The organism is Amycolatopsis sp. NBC_01480 (assembly GCF_036227205.1).
Lineage (GTDB): Bacteria > Actinomycetota > Actinomycetes > Mycobacteriales > Pseudonocardiaceae > Amycolatopsis.
Map to the genome: position 1 here is coordinate 9409767 of NZ_CP109442.1, position 18391 is coordinate 9428157.

The window sequence follows — 18391 nt, forward strand, 5'->3', positions numbered from 1 at the left end:
GCTCCGATGAAGTCCTGGGACGACCTGGTCAGCACCGCCCTGCTCGGCACCCGCCGCCGGACGCTCGACCTCGCCGGGCAGCCCGCCGCCATCCGGGCGCTCACCGAAGGCAGCCAGGACGCCGCGGACGGGGTGCTCACCGCCGCCGCGCTGATCACCAATTACCGGCGGGCCGGGCGGTTGCCGTTGGCGGGGGCGCGGCGCGAGGATCCCGCCGAGCCGGACGGGCGGCCGCTGGTGCCGCCCGTGGCGCGCGAGCGGCTGGCCCGGCTGCTCCACGCGAACCGGCCCGAGCTGCTGGAAGAATGGCTGAACGCCGTCGCCGCGGCCGGGTTCCGGGTGCCGCCCGACCAGGTGCCCCAGCTGGCCGAACGGGCGCGGTCGCGGGTGCCGTTGCGGGGGCCGCTGGCGGCGGTCGCCGGGGCCGTCGGGACCTGGCTCGGCGAGCGGAATCCCGACTGGGCGTTCCTGGTCGCCACGGTCGCGGACGACAACGACGACGCCTGGCAGTTCGGCACCCCCGCGCGCCGGCAGGCCTGGCTCGCACGGGCCCTCGCCGAGGATCCGGACGCCGCCCGGACCGCGCTCGCGGCCACCTGGCGCACCGAGCCCGCCGACCAGCGCGCCGTTTTCCTCGGCCTGCTCGGCGAGCACCTGACCGACGACGACGAGCCGTTCCTCGACGCCGCGCTCGCCGAGCGGGCGGCGGGAGTGCGCGACACCGCCACGCACCTGCTCGGCCGGCTGCCCGAGGCGGACCTCGGCCGGCGCATGGCGGCGCGGCTGCAGGAGTGCGTCACCGTCCGCAGCCGGGAGTTGCGGGCCGACGTCCTGCAGCTGGCCCTGCCCGAGGCGGACGACACCCTACTGCGCGACGGCGTCCGCGTGCCGCACGGGCCGGACCAGGGCGTCGGGCGGCTGCGCGCGATCATTTCCGCCACCCCACTGGGTTTCTGGGCGAAGTTCGGCACGCCGGCCGACCTCGTCGGCATGCTCGTGGAGGGCTGCCCGCTGCCGGTGCTGCGCGACAGCTGGGCCACGGCGGCGATCCGGCAGGGCGACGAGGCGTGGGCGCAGGCACTGGTCGAGGCCGAGCCGGGCGGGCGCAGCACGGCCGCGCTGATCGGCGTGCTCGCCCCGCAGCGGCAGGCCGCCACCGTCGCGAAACTCGCGCGGGGCCTCAAAGTCGAGGCCCTCACCCGGCTGATCCTCGACCTGCCGCAGCCCTGGCCCGAGGAGCTGGGCCGGGTGCTGCTCGACTGGGTCGCCGCCCAGCAGGACCACCGGCTGGTCGCGCACGCGGCCACTCTGATCGCCAAGGCGGTGCCGCCGGCCTGTCTCGCCCACCGGCTGGCCGTGATCCCCCTGCCCGGCGAGGCCGCCCCGTGGCGGCGCGCCGTCGCCGAAACCCTTACCTTCCGCCGCGAAATGCACGAGGAGCTCTCATGACGTCCGCAGTCCTCCGGCCCCACGCCGAGCAGGAGTACGCCGGTGAACTGGCCGCGCTGGCCGCGGCCGACGACCGGACCAGGCCGCCGTCGTGGCTGCTCTCGCCGTGGGCCGTGGTCACCTACCTGCTCGGCGGCCGGCTCGACGACGGCACCGAGATCACGCCCAAGTACGTCGGCCCGCGGCGGCTGGTCGAGGTCGCCGTCGCGACGCTGGCCACCGACCGGGCGCTGCTGCTGCTCGGGGTGCCCGGCACGGCGAAGACGTGGGTGTCCGAGCACCTGGCCGCGGCCATCAGCGGCGACTCGACCCTGCTGGTGCAGGGCACGGCGGGCACGGCCGAGGAGTCGATCCGCTACGGCTGGAACTACGCCCGGCTGATCGCCGAAGGCCCGAGCGAGCGGGCACTGGTGGAGAGCCCGATCCTGCGCGCGATGCGCGACGGCAAGGTGGCCCGGCTGGAGGAGCTCACCCGCATTCCGGCCGACGTCCAGGACTCGCTGATCACCGTGCTGTCGGAGAAAACGCTGCCGATCCCCGAGCTGGGCAGCGAAGTGCAGGCGCGGCCCGGTTTCACGCTCATCGCCACGGCGAACAACCGCGACAAGGGCGTGAACGAGCTGTCCAGCGCCCTGCGCCGCCGGTTCAACACCGTGGTGCTGCCGCTGCCGGACACCGCCGAGGCCGAGGTGGAGATCGTCAGCCGCCGCGTCGCCCAGCTCGGCACCGCGCTGTCGCTGCCCGCCGAAGCCGCGGAGCTGTCGGAGATCCGCCGCGTGGTCACGGTGTTCCGCGAGCTGCGCGCGGGCCGGACCGAAGACGGGCGCACGGCGGTGAAAACACCGTCCGGCACACTCTCCACCGCCGAGGCGATCAGTGTGCTCACCGGCGGTCTCGCGCTGGCGACCCACTTCGGCGACGGCGTGCTGCGGGCGCAGGACGTGGCCGCCGGCATCCACGGCGCGGTGGTCAAAGACCCGGTCGCCGACCGCGCGATCTGGATCGAGTACCTGGAAACCGTGGTGCGCGAGCGCGAAGGCTGGGCCGACTTCTACCGGGCGGGCCAGGAGATCAGCGGATGACCACGCACCTGCTCGGGATCCGGCACCACGGGCCGGGCTCGGCGCGGGCGGTGGCCGCGCGGCTGGCCGAGCTGGAGCCGGACGTGGTGCTCATCGAAGGCCCGCCCGAGGCCGACGCGCTGGCCGGGCTGACCGCCGACGAGGACATGCGCCCGCCGGTGGCGCTGCTGGCGTACGCGGCGGACGACGTCTCGAGCGCCGCGTTCTGGCCGTTCGCGGTTTTCAGCCCGGAGTGGCAAGCCCTCCGGTACGCCACCGCCGCGGGAGTTCCGGTGCGGTTCTGCGATCTTCCTGCGGCGCACCAGTTCGCGCTCGGCGACGAAGGCAGCGCCCGCTCCGGCGACCCGCTCGCCGAGCTGGCCGCGGCGGGCGGGTACGACGATCCCGAGCGCTGGTGGGACGACGTCGTCGAGTCGCGGCGCGACACCGAGCCACCGTTCGAAGTGATCGCCGAGGCGATGACCGCGCTGCGAGAGGACAAGCGGCCGGAAGACCTCCACGAGCGGCGGCGCGAGGCGTACATGCGCACGGTGCTTCGCAAGACGCGCAAAGAAGGCTTCGAGCGGATCGCCGTGATCTGCGGTGCTTGGCACGTCCCGGCGCTGGCCGATCCATTGCCCACCGCGGCCTCGGACCAGTCCGTCCTCAAAGGACTCCCGAAGCGGAAGGTGGTGTGCACCTGGGTGCCGTGGACGCACGGCCGCCTCGCGACCGGCAGCGGTTACGGCGCCGGGGTGCGCTCGCCCGGCTGGTACCACCACCTGTTCACCACGGCCGAGGACGTCACCGCCCGCTGGCTCACCCGCGTGGCGGGCGTGCTGCGCGAGGAGGATCTGCCGGTCTCCACCGCGCACGTGATCGAGGCCGTGCGGCTGGCCGACACCCTGGCGACGTTGAGGGGACGGTCCTCGGCCGGGCTCGCGGAGGTCGACGCCGCCACCCGCGCGGTGCTGTGCGGGGGCGACGACGTGCAGGCCGACCTGGTCACTCGGCGGCTCGTGGTGGGCGAGCTGCTCGGAGAGGTACCCGAGACCGTCCCGCAGGCCCCGCTCGCGGCGGACCTGATCGCCACCGCGCGACGGCTGCGGCTCAAACGCGAGCCGGAGCCGCGGGAGCTGGACCTCGACCTGCGCACGCCCGCCGGCGTCGACCGGTCGCGGCTGCTGCACCGGTTGCGGGTGCTCGGCATCCCTTGGGGCACACCGGAAATCTCGGCGACGCGCAGCAAGGGCACGTTCCGCGAGACCTGGACGCTCTGCTGGGAGCCCGGCTACGAGGTGGACCTGGTCGCGGCGGCGGTGCACGGGACCACGGTTCCGTCGGCCGCGGCCACGGTGGTCCACGAGGTCGTCGCCGGGAAGCCGCCGCTGGCCGACATCACCACGGCGGTCGAGGACTGCCTGCTCGCGGACCTGGGCGAAGCGCTGCCCGAGGTGCTCACCGCGCTCGACACCCGGGCGGCGGCCGACGCGGACGTCGCCCGGCTGATGGCGGCCCTGCCCGCGCTGGCGCGAGCGACGCGGTACGGCGACGTCCGCGGCACCGACACGGCGCGGCTGCGCGAGGTCGCGGACCGGATGCTCACCCGCGTCTGCGCCGGCCTGCCGCCCGCGACCCACGGCATCGACGAGGAAGCGTCCGAACGCTTCTGCCGCCTGGTCGACGACGTCCACGAGGCGACCACCCTGCTGGGCGAAGCAGCGCGCGAACGTTGGCTCTCCGCGCTGGCCGGCCTCGCCGGGCGCGACACGCTGCCGCCGCTGCTGGCCGGGCGGGTCGTCCGTCTCCTGCACGACGCCGACCTCCTGGACGGCGCGGAGGTCGAGCTGCGACTGGGCCGCGCGCTCACACCGGGCATCGAGCCGACGGCGGGCGCGGCGTACGTCGAGGGCTTCTTCGCGGGCGGCGCCCTGCTGCTGGTCCACGACGAGCGCATGCTGCGGGTGATCGACGCCTGGCTGGGCGGCATTCCGCCGGACGTGTTCACCGAGGTGCTTCCCTTGCTGCGCCGCACTTTCGGTGCCTTCGCGGGCCCCGAAAAACGAGCCATCGGCGAACGCGCCGCCACCCTCTCCGGCGGCGCCCCCCAGGCGGCAGCCCCCACCGACGAACTGGACGAGCCCCGCGCCGAAAGCGCCCTGCCCGTGCTGGCCACCCTCCTGGGAGCGACGCTGTGACCGAACCGATCGAACCCACCGCGCCTGCCCCGCCGACCAGCCCAGCCGGACCCGCCACGCCGAGCCCATCCACCGGACGAGCCGAACCGGCTGAACCGAGCGGAGCGGCCGGGCCCACCGGTCCCATCGCGCCGGTCGCGCCCGATCGGTTGCGCCGTTGGCGGCTGGTGCTGGGCGGGGGCGACGACGGCACCGGCCGGGCACTGTCCGAAGAGGACAGAGGGCTCGACGCGGTGCTGGCGGCCCTCTACGACGAGCGGGAGGAAAACACCCGCGGCGGCGATCGGCGGGGGGCGAATCTGGCCGCGTCGGCGCCGCGGGTGGCGCGGTGGCTGGGCGATATCCGGCGGTATTTTCCCGGTTCGGTGGTCCAGGTGATGCAGCGTGACGCCGTCGATCGGCTGGGGCTCACGCGGATGTTGCTGGAGCCGGAGCTGCTGGCTGCCGTCGAGCCGGACGTGCATCTGGTCGGCACCTTGCTCTCACTGAACGGCGTGCTGCCCGAGGAGACGAAAGAGACCGCGCGCACCGTGGTGCGGACCGTGGTCACGCAGCTGGAGGAGCGGCTCGCCGAACGGACCCGTGCGGCCGTGCGCGGCGCGCTCGACCGGGCGGCCCGCACCCAGCGCCCACGCGCGGCCGACATCGACTGGGCGCGCACCGTGCACAAAAACCTGAAGCACTACTCCCCCCAGCTGAAGACCATCGTGCCCGAGCGGCTGGTCGGCTTCGGCCGGCGGCAGCACAGTGTGCAGCGCGAGGTGATCCTGGCCGTCGACCAGTCCGGCTCGATGGCGGAATCGGTGGTGTACTCGGGTTTGTTCGGCGCGGTGCTCGCGTCGATGCGGGCGTTGAGCACGAAGTTCGTCGCGTTCGACACCGCGGTGGCCGATCTGACCGAGTACCTCGCCGACCCGGTCGACCTGCTCTTCGGCACCCAGCTGGGCGGCGGCACGGACATCAACCGCGCGCTGACCTACTGCCAGGGCCTGATCGAACGCCCCGAGCAGACCCTGCTGGTCCTGATCAGCGACCTGTACGAGGGCGGGGTGCGCGAAGACCTGCTCCGCCGCGTCGGCGAGCTGGTCGGCTCGGGGGTCCAGGTGGTGACCCTGCTGGCCCTCTCCGACTCCGGCGCGCCGTTCTACGACCACGAGAACGCCGCCGCCCTGGCCGAGCTGGGCGTCCCGGCCTTCGCCTGCACCCCGGACCTCTTCCCCGACCTGATGGCGGCCGCCATCCGCGGGGAGGACCTGGCCCGCTGGTCGGCCGCCGCCACCGCGACGTGAACCAGGAGACGTCAACAGGCGGCGTGAACCAGGCGGCCCGCCCGCCACGCCGACGCGGACCACAACCGGCCGGACCACGCCCGGACACAGCCGACACAGCGGCCACACCGCGGGACTAAACCGACCGGTCACGCTGTTAAACCTGCTGTCAGACTTCCAGAGAGGACGGTAGCCATGAAGGTTCGCACGTCGGTCCGCTCCCTGGCCCGCCAGCCGGGCGCCCAGGTGATCCGCCGCCACGGCAAGGTGTTCGTGATCAACCGGGACAACCCGCGGAACAAGGCCCGCCAGGGCTGACTCGTTTCGCCCAGCGCCGCCCAGCCCATCAGGCCGGGCGGCGCTGTCGTGTCCAGACCGGAGTCAGCCATCAGCCAAGCGCTGGATGGTGGCGGCCAGCCAAGCCTGAAGGTCATCGGGATCGCCGAGCTCGGCCCGCAAGACCCGGCGACGCGTCGAGACGCCGAGCACAAAAGCGTCGATCGCGGCGGCTCGGCGGCGGGCTTCCGCGTCGTCCAGACCACTCGCGCGCAGGTAGCGGTGCAGCGGGTCAAGCGAGTTCGTGTCGAGGAAAACGGCCAGCGCTTCCGCCGCCTCCGGGCGTTCGCCGGACGCGCGTTGCAACGCGAGCAGCGGGTCCTCCCCCGGCGCGCCGGACCAGCGCCGCACGATGCTCGCCGCGAGGCGCGCGCCCAGCTCGGCCCGCTCGCCGTCGAACGAGTCCGCGACCGGGATCTCCACCTGGGTCGCCGCGAGGAAAAGACCTTCCTTGCCGCCGAAATAGCGCGTGATGAGATTCGGCGACACCCCTGCCGCGTCGGCCACGCCCTTGACCGTGATCGCCCGGTACCCGTGCTGGGCGAACTGGCGTCGGGCCTGTTCCAGGATCCGTTGCTGGGTGGCGGCGGCGTTGCGCGAAGTCATGTGTACGAGCATACACATAATGTGTACGCTGATACACATGAACGACGAGATGCGGGACCGGCTCCAGCGGACGCGGCGGGTCACGACCCCGTGGAGCGACGACGGGACGCGCGGCATCACCAGCGCCCACCTCGACGCACTGCTCGAGCGCTGGGCGAACGGCTACGACTGGGGCGTGCACTCGCGCCGTATCGCCGAACTTCCCTGGGTGACGGTGAAGGCCGGCGACACCGAGCTGCGGCTGATCCACCAGCGGTCCGCGGATCCCGGCGCCCCGGTGGTCGTGCTGCTGCACGGCTGGCCGGACTCGGTGCTGCGGTTCGAGCGTCTCCGGCCCCTGCTCACGGACGCGCACGTGGTGGTCCCGGCGCTGCCGGGCTTCCCGTTCGCGGCCCGCTCACCACGCCCGGCATGTCAGCCGGCCGGATCGCCACGGTCCTCGCGGACAGCCTGGCCGCGCTGGGCCACCCGCGGTACACGGTGTCCGGCGGCGACGTCGGCGCCACCGTCGCGGAGCTCCTCGCGGCCGAGCACCCGGACCGGGTGACCGCCCTGCACCTCACGAACATCGCCCCACAGCACGCGTTCACGGCGGACCCGGCGAAGCTCGCGCCCGACGCGGCGGCCTACCTCGGCCGGGCGGCCCAGTGGTTCCGGACCGAGGGCGGGTACATCGCGGAGCAGTCGACGCGGCCGAACACCCTCGCCGTCGCGCTCGGCGACTCACCGGCCGGCCTCGCGGCATGGATCGTCGAGAAGCTCCAAGCCTGGTCCGACGACGGGGCCTTCACCCTGGACGAGCTTCTCACCTGGGTCACCGCCTACTGGGTCTCCGGCACCATCGGCACCTCGTTCGCCACTTACGCCGAACCGGTCGCCGTCCCCGAGCGGATCGAGACGCCGACCGTGCTTTCGGTGTTCGCGCACGACACCAAGCCGGAGCCGCGGAGCTACGCCGAAGCGTTCCTGAACATCCGCGAGTACGTGGAGCACGAGGCCGGCGGCCACTTCGCCGCTTGGGAGCAGCCCGAGGCCTACGCCGCCGACGTGCGCCGCGCGATCCAGTTGGGCAGCTGATATGACTCCGCCGGGCCGGGTCGGGGTACACCGGCCCGGCGGAGAGTTCTTGCGCCGCACCAACTTGACCTCAGTGCAGCGGAACCACCTGGGTTGCGCCGAACGTGCCCTTCAGGGGCACCGTGACCGTGCTACGCCGCACTGTCACTTCGACACTGTCCTGGAGCTGCGTCGGGTCGGACACGGCGAGCTGCCAGCTTCCGCCGCTCCGCCCCAGTGCCACCGACGCCGGTCCTGAGACAGTTACCTCATCAACAGTACCCGCACTGTAGAAATTAGCCAGCAGGGTGTGTTCGGCCAGCCGGATCGCCTGCGCTCCGGCGGTGTTCGCGCGCACGCGCCAAGCCAGCACCGACGCGACCGTCCCCACCACCGACGCCGCCGGCAGCACCGCGTACGCGTAACTGGCGCCGGCCGGCTTCACCCCGTGTTCGATCACCAGCTTCTGGTACCGCCGCGTGTACGGGTCCGTGGTGCCCTTCGTGTTGGCGCCGGTGTCAACGTCGCGCCAGGTGCCGGTACGGTCCTCGCGCAACGCGGTGACCTGGGCGTCTTCGAGCAGCACGTAACCGGCGACGCCGTCGAGGTGCAGCCAGCGCGGCTTGCGCAGCGCGTTCGCCTTGCCCGGCGCGGTGGAGATCAGGCGGGCGTCGGCGAGCAGGGTGCCCCGGCCGTTCTCGCCGAGGTTGCGGTTCTCGACGGTGGTCCGGACCTGTGCACCGGAGGCGTCGGTGATCCCGGCGCCGAGGCAGACGATGCCGGACGGGGTGAAGAACCACGACTTCTTCGCCGTCAGAGTCCCGTCGGCGGAAACGAAATCCATCGCGTACGCGCCGTGCCGCGCGTCCCAGCGGACGCCGCCGACGTGGGCCTTGGTGCTCAACGGCGTGGCGCCGAGCGCGCCGGTCGGGCCGGCCTTGGTGGTGGTGCCGGGCAGCAGCAGCGGGTCGACCGTCGGCCAGTACGCGTCGGAGTAGTGGCCCTTCGCGTTCGGCAGGAAGGTGTAGAGCACGCCGTCGCCGACGTACCAGCCGTGCTGGTTCATGCCGTTGATCGACTCGTACCGCGAGATGCGCGTGGAGCCGACGCCGAGCGCGCCGGACCAGCCCTCGGTCACGTGCACCATCCGGTCCTGCTGGCCGAAGATCCGGTGCGTGGCCACGATCTTCGCCGGCCGCGGGCGCGCCGCCAGCAGGTCCTGCGCGAACTCGATGCCCGGCGTCGCCACCAGGTCCGGCCCGGGCGCGAACCGCTCGGGATCCGGGATCTGCAGGAACGGCGCGTACGTGCCCTCGCCGATCCACTTGGCCGCGAGGCCGGACAGCTCGTCCTTCGCCGCGCCGGTGGCCGAACGCGCGAGCACCAGCGTGGAGACCGTCAGCTGGTGGCCGATGTCGTGCCCGGTCTCGCCCTGCCGCGAGAGCATGCGCCCGCGCACCGGCTCCATCAGCGCGCCCGCGTAGACGAACGGCGCGAAGGTGTCGCCGACGAGCGCGTACACCTTCTGCTTGAGGTCGTCCGGCACCGCGTACGCGGTGCCCTCGGTGACGTGGATGGCGCCGGCCAGCGCGGTGAGCAGCACGATGCCGTAGTGCCCGGGGTACGGGATGGTGTCGTGCTGGATGAACGAGCCGTCCACGTGGAAGCCGTCGCCGGCGGCCTTGTCGAGCTTCGCGACGACGCTCGCCGCGCCACCGCCCGCGACGTCGGTGATGGCGTCGATGCCCGTCTTGATCCACGCCGCGTCACCGGTCAGCGCGCCCGACACGATGGAGATCAGCGCCTTGTCCGCCCGGTTCGCGCCGGTTTCGACCACCGAGGGGCTGTTGGCGCGCACGTTCGGATTGCCCACGAACCGCTTGATCGGGCTGACGTAGCGGGCCAGCTCGTCGGCGGTCAGCTCGCCGGCGACCGTGACCAGTGTGTGCAGGACGTAGTACGGCACCCCGATTTCGTAGGTGTACCAGTTGCCGATCTCGCCGACCTGCGGGTTGTACTGGCTGGTGTAGATCAGCTCGAGCGCCTGCTTGATCCGCGCCAGCACCGCCGGGTCGCCGGACAGCGTGCCGCCCGGGGTGCCCCAGTCGACCGCGATGGCGCGCAGCCGGCCGTACATCGACGTGGTGTAGTCGCTGCCCGGCCCCAGCGGCAGGTCGGTCCACAGTGGACCGCCGGTCACCGACATGGTGTCGTTGTACGACTTCGCGACCCGGCCCAGGTTCTTCAGGGCCGCGGTGCGCTCGGGCGAGGGCCGGTTGATGCCGGTCTGCAGCTCGCGGTAGCCGGCCACGATGGCCTGGTACGGGTCGGCCGCGGCGGGGGCCGACGGTGCAGCCGCGGCGGGCCGCACGGTGCCGGCCAGCGCGACCGCGGCGGCCGTGATGGCGCCGCCGCGCAAAGCAGTTCTCCGGTTCACGGGCATGACGATGCCTCCCAGGATCAAGACGTCCTTGGCTTGCGGGAACCCTGGCGAGTGCCGGCAAACGGGCACTCACCAGGGGGGTGGCGGCGGCGGATTCAGTTGTGGGAGCGGGAAGAGCTCAGCGGGCCCCGTCCGTGCGCCGCGGCAGCTGCCACGGGTTGTCCTCGCGCAGCGGCTCGGGCAGCAGCGCGTCGGGGAAGCCCTGCCAGGCGACCGGGCGCTGGAACCGTTCGATCGCCGCGGTGCCGACCGAGGTGGTCGTCGGCGCCGTGGTGGCCGGGTATGGGCCGCCGTGCTGCTGGGCCCAGCTCACCGTGACGCCGGTGGGCCAGTCGTTCCAGAGCAGCCGGCCGGCCAGCCGGGTCAGCGCCGGCAGCAGCGCGCGGACGTACTCGGCCTCGTCTTCCTCGCCCTGGATGGTGGCGGTGAGGCCGGGCTCCAGCGTCTCCAGCACCTCGATCAGCTCGGCCTGGTCGCGGTAGGTGACGATCAGCGACGCGGGGCCGAAGTGCTCCTCGCGCACCGCTTCGCCGCCGGCCAGGAACTCCTTCGCGGTGGTGGCGAGCAGGCTCGGGGTGAACTCCTGGCCCTGGTGGGTGCCGTCCACGAGCGTCTCGACGCCCGGCGCCGCGCGCAGCTCCGAAAGCTTGTGCGCGAACCCGGACGCGATGCGCTCGTTCAGCATCGGCTGGCGCGCGACCCCGCCGACGGCTTCGCGCAGGGTGCCTTCGAGCTCGTGGCCCTCCGGCAGGAGCAGCAGGCCCGGCTTGGTGCAGAACTGCCCGGCGCCGAGGCTGAACGAGCCGCTGTACGCCTTCGCCACGGCCTCGCCGCGCGCCGCGACCGCGCCCGGGGTGACCACCACCGGGTTGACGCTGCCCAGCTCGCCGTAGAACGGGATCGGCGTCGGGCGGGAGACGGCGATGTCGAACAGCGCGCGCCCGCCGGGCACCGAGCCGGTGAACGACGCCGCGGCGATCCGCGGGTCCTTCAGCGCGGTGATCCCCTGATCGAAGCCGTGGATCACCGCGAAGGCGCCCTCGGGAGCACCGGCGGCGGCCAGCGCGGAAACGACGATTTCGCCGGTGCGCGTGGACAGCTCCTCGTGGCCCGGGTGCGCCTTGAGCACCACCGGGCAGCCCGCGGCCAGCGCGGACGCGGTGTCCCCGCCGGCCACGCTGAACGCGAACGGGAAGTTGCTGGCCGCGAAGACCAGCGCGGGCCCGATCGGCACCAGCACGCGGCGGATGTCCGGGCGCGGGCCCATCGGCCAGTCGGCGTCGGCGTGGTCGACCGTGGCGCCGAGGAAGGCGCCGTCATTGAGCACCTGGCCGAACAGCCGCAGCTGGAACGTGGTGCGCGCCAGTTCGCCCTTGAGTCGCGGCGCGGCGGGCAGGTGGGTCTCGGTGTGGGCGAGGGCGATCAGCTCTTCGGCCTCGGCGTCGAGCGCGTCGGCGACGGCGGTCAGCCAGCCGGCCCGCTCGGCCGGGGTCGAGGCCGCGAACGGCCGGGCGGCGGCAGCGGCCGCGGCGAGGATGTGCTCGAGCTCCGGGGCGGAGGTCTCTCGGCTCATGATGAAACGGTTCTCCTCGGGTGGATCGGCGGTTCAGGGCTCGCGGTGGGCCGCCGCGGTGGCGGCGAGCAGGTCCGGCCGCCGGCCGGGGCCCGCCAGTCCCAGATGGTAGAGGTGCAGCTCGGTGGTGCCGGCCTGGCCGAGCCCGGTCACGTAGGCCTCGATGTCGGGCACGGGGTTCGCCGCGACGGTCGTGATGTAGCTGCCGATCGCGACATTCGCGGGCAACGCGGCGCGGGCCGCGGCCACGGCGTCGACGCTGCCCTGACCGGGCACCCAGTTGAACAGGACGACCGTGGCGACATCGTCGGCCGCTTTCGGTGTGAGGCCAGGCAGCGCGCCGGTGACCCACGGGTCGAGCGCGCCGTGCAGCACGATCCGCGTGCCCGGCTCCAGCACGGCGAGCACCGCGGCACGCAACGCGTCGGTGGCCCGCTGGCGGCCGGCGAGCACGATGTCCTTCACCGACGCCGGCAGCCGGTCTTCGGTGACGCTCAGATCACCCGTGTCCAGTAGCCGCCGGACCTCGGCGCGCAGCTGGTCGCGCACCGTGGCGGCGTCAAGCCCGTCCCAGCCTTCAGCGCAGGCCGCGCAAGAGCAGATCGACAGCAGTCGCGCCACGGCCGGCGCCCACACGCCGTCGGTCTTCTCGTGCTGGTGCTGGTGCACCGCGCCAAGCGGGCCGCAGGCTTCGAGGATCACCGACGACAACTCCAGGCCCGCCACGGCCTCGGCGGTCAAGGTCGCGGCGTACTCGCGGACCGCCGGTTGTGCCGGGCACAGCGCCCACGGATAGCTCTCACCAAAGCAGTTCTGCACGGTGTACTGCGGGAAAGCGGTGCCCAGCCGGGAATTGTGCGTCAGCACGATCCACGCGGCGGCCGGGACACCGACTGTGTTCAGCAGCCGCACGGCGTCGCCCCCGCTGTCCGGCTGCGCGACCCAGTCCGCTGTGGACGGACGGAGTTCCTGTCCCTGCCAGGCTTCCTCGCGCACCGGCCGGTAGATCGCGGCGTGCGGCGCGATCACCGACGTGCGGTCTTCGGACGACGGCGTGGCCGCGCGGGTGCCGTGGTAGGTCAGCGCGACCGCGACCTCGTCCACTCCGAGTTCCCGCGCCCGCTCGACGAAGCCAGGCTCGAGCACGTCCCAGGAGTAGGCGTATCCGGTGACCTTCACCGCGTCACCACCTCGCCGTGTTCGGTTCGAACCCCGGGGTCCACTGGCGCATGTAGGTCACGTCGTCCCGCTTGGTCAATCCACATCGGACGAAGTCCTCGTGCGCGCGAGCCAGCGCGTCGGGGTCGATCTCGATGCCCAGCCCCGGCTTTTCCGGCACCTTGACCGCGCCTTCGACGAACTCCAGCGCGCCCGGCGCGATCACGTCGGCGGTCTTCCACGGCCAGTGCGTGTCGCAGGCGTAGGTCAGGTGCGGCGTGGCGGCGGCGACGTGCACCATCGCGGCCAGGCTGATCCCGAGGTGGCTGTTGGAGTGCATCGACAGGCCCACGCCGAAGCTCTCGCACGTCACCGAAAGCGCCTGGGTGTCCCGCATCCCGCCCCAGAAGTGGTGATCCGAGAGCAGCACGCCGATGGCGCGGGCGCGGAACGCCGGCTCGATGTCGCCGAAGTTCACCACGCACATGTTGGTGGCCAAGGGCATACTCGCGCGCTCGGCCACCTTCGCCATGCCCTCGATGCCCGGCGTCGGGTCTTCGAGGTACTCCAGCACGCCGTCCAGCTCTTCGGCGACGCGGATGCTGGTTTCGACGGTCCACGCGGCGTTCGGGTCGATCCGCAGCGGGTGCCCGGGGAACGCCTCGGCGAGCGCGCGGATGCCGTCGACCTCTTGCGCCGGCTCGAAAACACCGCCCTTGAGCTTGATCGAGCGGAAGCCGTACTCCTCGACCATCCGCTTCGCCTCGCCGACCAGCTGCTCCGGCGTGACGACCTCGCCCCAGCTGTCCTCCTGCGCGCCGATGTGGGCGCCGTACTTGTAGAACAGGTACGCGGAGAAGTCGACGGCGTCGCGCGCCTTGCCGCCGAGCAGGTCGGCGACGGGACGGCCGAGGTAGTGGCCCTGCGCGTCGAGGCAGGCGACCTCGAACAGCGCGTACACGCTGGCGATCGTCTTGCGGATGGAGAACCCGCCGATCAGGCCGTGCGCGTCGGTCAGCACGGTGCCCGCGAGCGCCTTCGTGACGATCCGCTTGAGCCCCGGCAGGTCGAACACGTCGTGCCCGGCCAGCTCCGGCACCACCTTGCGCACCTCGCCGAGGAACGCCGCGTCGCCGTAGGATTCGCCGAGGCCCACGACTCCGTCTTCACACCGGACCTGCACCACGCTGCGCAACGCGAACGGCTCGTGCACGCCCATCACGTTCAGCAGCGGCGGGTCGGCGAAGGCGACCGGGGTGAGAACCACGTCCTCGATCTTCATCAGCGGCCCTCGATCCCCTTCAGCACGGCGAAACCGTCCTCGACGACCTTGCCCAGCCGGTCGATCTGCTCGGCGGTCGGCTCGATCAGCGGCGGCCGGACCGTGCCGACCTTGTCGCCGCGCAGCCGGGCGGCCGCCTTCACCAGCGAGACGGCGAAGCCCGGCGTCTCGTCGCGCAGGGAGACCAGCGGCAGGTAGAAGCCGGCGAGCAGGCGGTCCATCACCGCGGTGTCGCCCTCGGCGAGCGCGCGGTGGAAGCGGTGGGCGATCTCCGGCGCGAAGCAGTGCACCGCCGAGGAGTAGCGGGCGACGCCGATGGCCGCGTACGCCTTCGCCGACACCTCCGCGGTGGGCAGGCCGTTGAAGAACAGGAACCCGTCGGAACGCTCGGTGCCCAGCGAGCGGATGGTGGTCACGATGCGGGTCATCACCTCGGCGTCGCCGTAGCCGTCCTTGAGGCCGACCACCGACGGGATGTCGAGCAGCCTCGCGGCCGAAGGCGCGGTGAAGACGCCGGTGCCGCGGTGGTAGACGATCACCGGCACGCTGGTGTCGCCGACGGCGTAACGGACGTAGTCGACGAGCCCGGACTGCGGGCCGGTGACCAGGTACGGCGGGAGCAGCAGCACGCCGTCGGCGCCGCCCGCCTGCGCGGCCGCGACCCCCGCGCGCGCGGCCGCGGCACCGCCGCCGGCCCCGACCCACACGGGCACGCGCCCGGCGGCCACCTCACGCGCTTTCGCCAGCACAGAAGCGACTTCGCCGGCCGAGAGCGAGCTGAACTCCCCGGTCCCGCAGGCGACGAACAGCGCGCCCGCGCCGGCGGCCACGTGACTCTCCACGTTCTCCGCGAACCCGTCCAGGTTCACCTCGAGGTCGTCGGTGAACGGGGTCAGCGGGAACGCCAGCAGGCCGTCCAGCTCGATCTCGGTCTGTGCCATCAGTTTCTGCTCTTTCCGTCCTCGTCGGGTGTGGCCGGGGCGGCGCGCCCGGTGCACGGGTTCGACGATCCCACTGGTGTCCCCAGCATGCTCGGGACACTCCCCGGTGTTCACATTCCTGAATGGAGTCTGTTATGGTGACTATGTTCATCCATAAGAATGCTGTTCGGGACGCTAATATGGCCGGAGTCACAAGTCAACGGCCGGTGGGAGGACGCACCATGCCGCAGAAGCTCGACACCGCGGTCGCGGCGAGCGGCACCACGCCCAGTGCGGAGCCCGCGGGCGTGAAGTCCGCGCGGCGCGCGATCGACCTGATCGAGACCTTCGCCGCGAACGACGTCTGGCTCTCGCTCTCGGACCTGCACACGCGCACCGGTTTCCCGCGCTCCAGCCTGCACGGCCTGCTGCGCACGCTACTGGAGGCGGGCTGGCTCGAGGCGGACGCGAACACGGCGCGGTACCGCCTCGGCGTGCGTGCGCTGATCTGCGGCACCGCGTACCTCGACCGCGACGCGATCGTCCCGTTCGCCACCGAGGCGCTGGAGCGGATCCGCGAGAAGACCGGGTTCACCGCGCACTTCGCCCGCCGCAACGGCACCGAGGTCGTGTACCTGGAGACGCGTGAGTCGCAGCATTCGACGCACCTCGTCTCGCGCGTCGGCCGCACGCTGCCCACCCACGCCACGGCGCTGGGCAAGGCGCTGCTGGCCGAGCTGACGCACGACGAGATCGAGAGCCTGATGCCGGCCGAGCTGCCGCCGCTCACCCCGAACACGATCACCGACATGGCCGCGCTGCACGCCGATCTCGCGCGTACCCGCGAGCGCGGGTACGCGGCCGAGATCGAGGAGGGCACCCTCGGCGTCCGCTGTGTCGCCGCGGTGATCCCGTACCGCATCCCCGGCACCGACGCGATGAGCTGCTCGATGCCGATCGGCCAGGTCACCGACGCCGACGTCCAGCGCGTCGGCGAGCTGCTGGCCGAAACCACCGCCGAGCTCGGGCAGCAGCTGCGCCGGGCCGGCATCCGCTGACCGCCGCCACCCGTCCCCGGGCCCGGCACCGGCCCTGACCGGCGCCGCGCGCGAGGGCGTTCCCGTTCCCCGTTGCGAGAGGACCCCCATGGCAGACCAGCGCGTGCTGATCACCGGATCGGCAGGCATCGTCGGCACCCTGATGCGGCCGCGGCTGCGCCGCCCCGGCCGGGTGCTGCGGCTGCTCGACCTGGCCGCGCAGCCCGCCGCCGAGGACGGCGAGGCCGTCGAGATCGTGACCGGCTCGGTCACCGACCCGGCCGTGATGGCCGCGGCCTGCGCGGGCGCCGACGCCCTGATCCACCTCGGCGGGCACAGCCGCGAGAACTCGTGGGAAGCCACGCTGGACGTCAACATCAACGGCACCCACACCGTGCTGGAGGCCGCGCGCCAGGCCGGCATCAAACGCGTGGTCCTGGCGTCGAGCAACCACGCGGTGGGCTTCCGCCGCAACGCCGACGCGGGCGAGGCCGGCCTGCCCGCCGACTCGAGCCCGCGCCCGGACACCTATTACGGCGTCAGCAAAGCCGCCATCGAGTCGCTCGGCAGCCTGTACCACTCGCGGTTCGGCATGGACGTGATCGTGGTCCGCATCGGCTCGTGTTTCGAGACGCCGCTGCAGCTCGGCCCGCGCGGGCTGACCACCTGGCTCTCGCCGGACGACGGCGCGCGCCTGTTCGAGGCCTGCCTGAGTGCTCCTTCGCCGGGCTACCGGCTGATCTGGGGCGTCTCGGACAACACGCGGCGGATCTACTCGCTGACCGAAGCCGAAGCGCTGGGCTACAAGTCCCTCGACAACGCCGAGGCGTACGCCGGGCAGCTCGCGGACAAGCCCGGCCCGGCCGGCGCGGCCGCCGATTTCGTCGGCGGCCCGTTCTGCACCGCGCCGCTGGGCGAGTTCAACCCGATCTGACGCCCGGCCCCGAGCCGTCAAGGACTCCTTACCCGCGTGGGACGCGGGTAAGGAGTCCTTGACGGACACCCGGGCCGCCTACACTGGTCCGCACACCTCGAAGCCGAGGGAGGACAGCGTGGGCGAGCTCGGGCCGGCCGACACCAACGGCATCCTCGGCCTGCCCTGGATGCGCCCGGAGCGCACCAGCGCGGGACTGGGCTGGGAGCACGTTTACCTCTCCAAGCAGCACGAGCACCCGTACCGCGGTGAGTTCGGCGCGGCCCGCACGCACCAGCTGATCCTGCACCTGGCCGGTCCCGTCACCGTCCGCCGCCGGGCCGGCACGCCGGCCGAGATGAGCCGCAGGATGCAGGCGCGCGAGCTGTTCCTCCAGCCCTCGGGCACCGACCTGTCCGTGGAGCTGGGCGGCGAGCTGGACACACTGCACGTCTACGTCGCGGACACCGCCGTGCAGGAGGCCGCGGGCACCGAAGCGCCGATCCGGCTTTCGGAGGAGCTGGGCAGCGTCGACCCGTTGCTGGAACAGCTGGTGCTCTCCCTCGACGGCGTGGTCCGCGAATGGGAGCCGACCACCCGGACGTACGCCGACCAGCTGTGCGCCCTCGTCGCCGCTCAGCTCGCCCGCCGTCACCGGGCCGGAACCGCGCAGGCGCCCGAAGAGCCGCCCGTGCCCGCCGCGTTGTCGGACCACCAGTTCTCGCGGGTGCGGGAGCTGATGGCCGAACGGCTGGGCGAGCCGCTCGGGCTGGCCGAGCTCGCGGACGCCACCGGGCTGAGCGTCAGCCGGTTCTCGCGGCGGTTCAAGGCGCGCACCGGCCTGCCGCCGCACCGCTACCTGCTGCGCCTGCGCGTGGAACAGGCCGGGCTGCTGCTGCGCACCGGCACCGAGCCGATCGCGGACATCGCCGCCCGCTGCGGCTTCTCGCACCAGGAACACCTCACACGCGTGCTGCGCAGCCACCTCGGCACCACCCCCGCCGCCCTGCGCCGCGCCCGCTGACGCGCGCGTTTCGTGCAGCCCGCACGGCCGGATCGTGCAGGAAACCACCGCGCGGGGCGCCGATACT

Annotated in this window: 14 protein-coding genes and 1 pseudogene; 9 read left to right on the forward strand and 6 right to left on the reverse strand. The window is 72.8% G+C overall.

The features are described 5' to 3' along the window. Positions 1–6 precede the first annotated feature (6 nt). The 5 genes from OG371_RS43830 to rpmJ all read left to right on the forward strand — a co-directional run bounded on the left by OG371_RS43830 (position 7) and on the right by rpmJ (position 6294). Positions 7–1449: a DUF5691 domain-containing protein gene (locus OG371_RS43830; RefSeq protein WP_329063098.1), complete on the forward strand. Its 1443-nt coding sequence runs from the start codon at positions 7–9 to the stop codon at positions 1447–1449. Continuing rightward, complete coding sequence (locus tag OG371_RS43835; protein ID WP_329063101.1) at positions 1446–2531, forward strand: ATP-binding protein; 1086 nt, start codon at positions 1446–1448, stop codon at positions 2529–2531. Before OG371_RS43830 ends, OG371_RS43835 begins: the two co-directional genes overlap by 4 nt. Next, positions 2528–4708: a DUF5682 family protein gene (locus OG371_RS43840; RefSeq protein WP_329063103.1), complete on the forward strand. Its 2181-nt coding sequence runs from the start codon at positions 2528–2530 to the stop codon at positions 4706–4708. The genes OG371_RS43835 and OG371_RS43840 overlap by 4 nt, the downstream gene beginning before the upstream one ends. Positions 4709–4833: 125 nt before the next feature. After that, positions 4834–5997 (forward strand): VWA domain-containing protein, encoded by a 1164-nt coding sequence (locus OG371_RS43845; RefSeq protein ID WP_329073421.1) that lies wholly within the window; start codon positions 4834–4836, stop codon positions 5995–5997. 174 nt (positions 5998–6171) lie between these two features. After that, positions 6172–6294: a 50S ribosomal protein L36 gene (gene rpmJ / locus OG371_RS43850; RefSeq protein ID WP_328610950.1), complete on the forward strand. Its 123-nt coding sequence runs from the start codon at positions 6172–6174 to the stop codon at positions 6292–6294. 63 nt (positions 6295–6357) lie between these two features. Here the strand turns inward: rpmJ and OG371_RS43855 are convergent, their stop codons facing one another. Then, positions 6358–6918: a TetR/AcrR family transcriptional regulator gene (locus OG371_RS43855; RefSeq protein WP_329063109.1), complete on the reverse strand. Its 561-nt coding sequence runs from the start codon at positions 6916–6918 to the stop codon at positions 6358–6360. 37 nt (positions 6919–6955) lie between these two features. Here OG371_RS43855 and OG371_RS43860 point away from each other — a divergent pair, with 37 nt between their 5' ends. After that, positions 6956–7465, forward strand: coding sequence for an epoxide hydrolase family protein (locus tag OG371_RS43860; RefSeq protein WP_329063111.1), 510 nt, complete (start codon positions 6956–6958; stop codon positions 7463–7465). A gap of 600 nt (positions 7466–8065) precedes the next feature. Here the strand turns inward: OG371_RS43860 and OG371_RS43865 are convergent. From OG371_RS43865 to OG371_RS43885, 5 genes and pseudogenes are all read right to left on the reverse strand, one after another. Next, complete coding sequence (locus OG371_RS43865) at positions 8066–10417, reverse strand: polysaccharide lyase 8 family protein (RefSeq protein ID WP_329063113.1); 2352 nt, start codon at positions 10415–10417, stop codon at positions 8066–8068. 118 nt (positions 10418–10535) lie between these two features. Further along, positions 10536–11996 (reverse strand): annotated as a pseudogene (locus OG371_RS43870) (aldehyde dehydrogenase (NADP(+))); the annotation flags it as partial. Positions 11997–12023: 27 nt separating this feature from the next. Further along, entirely contained in the window at positions 12024–13169 is a 1146-nt protein-coding gene (locus tag OG371_RS43875; protein ID WP_329063115.1) for a hypothetical protein, read from the reverse strand. Positions 13170–13173: 4 nt separating this feature from the next. Further along, positions 13174–14430, reverse strand: a complete 1257-nt coding sequence (locus tag OG371_RS43880) for a glucarate dehydratase family protein (protein WP_329063116.1) — start codon at positions 14428–14430, stop codon at positions 13174–13176. After that, positions 14430–15371 (reverse strand): 5-dehydro-4-deoxyglucarate dehydratase, encoded by a 942-nt coding sequence (locus OG371_RS43885; protein ID WP_329063118.1) that lies wholly within the window; start codon positions 15369–15371, stop codon positions 14430–14432. Before OG371_RS43885 ends, OG371_RS43880 begins: the two co-directional genes overlap by 1 nt. 221 nt (positions 15372–15592) lie before the next feature. Between OG371_RS43885 and OG371_RS43890 the strand changes: the two genes are divergently transcribed. From OG371_RS43890 to OG371_RS43900, 3 genes are all read left to right on the forward strand, one after another. Then, positions 15593–16408 carry an IclR family transcriptional regulator gene (locus OG371_RS43890; protein ID WP_329063119.1) on the forward strand — a complete coding sequence of 272 codons (816 nt, stop codon included), beginning with the start codon at positions 15593–15595 and terminating at the stop codon, positions 16406–16408. Positions 16409–16496: 88 nt separating this feature from the next. Beyond that, positions 16497–17321 (forward strand): NAD-dependent epimerase/dehydratase family protein, encoded by an 825-nt coding sequence (locus OG371_RS43895; RefSeq protein WP_329063121.1) that lies wholly within the window; start codon positions 16497–16499, stop codon positions 17319–17321. A gap of 118 nt (positions 17322–17439) precedes the next feature. Next, positions 17440–18324, forward strand: coding sequence for an AraC family transcriptional regulator (locus OG371_RS43900; RefSeq protein ID WP_329063123.1), 885 nt, complete (start codon positions 17440–17442; stop codon positions 18322–18324). The last annotated feature ends 67 nt before the right edge of the window (positions 18325–18391 follow it).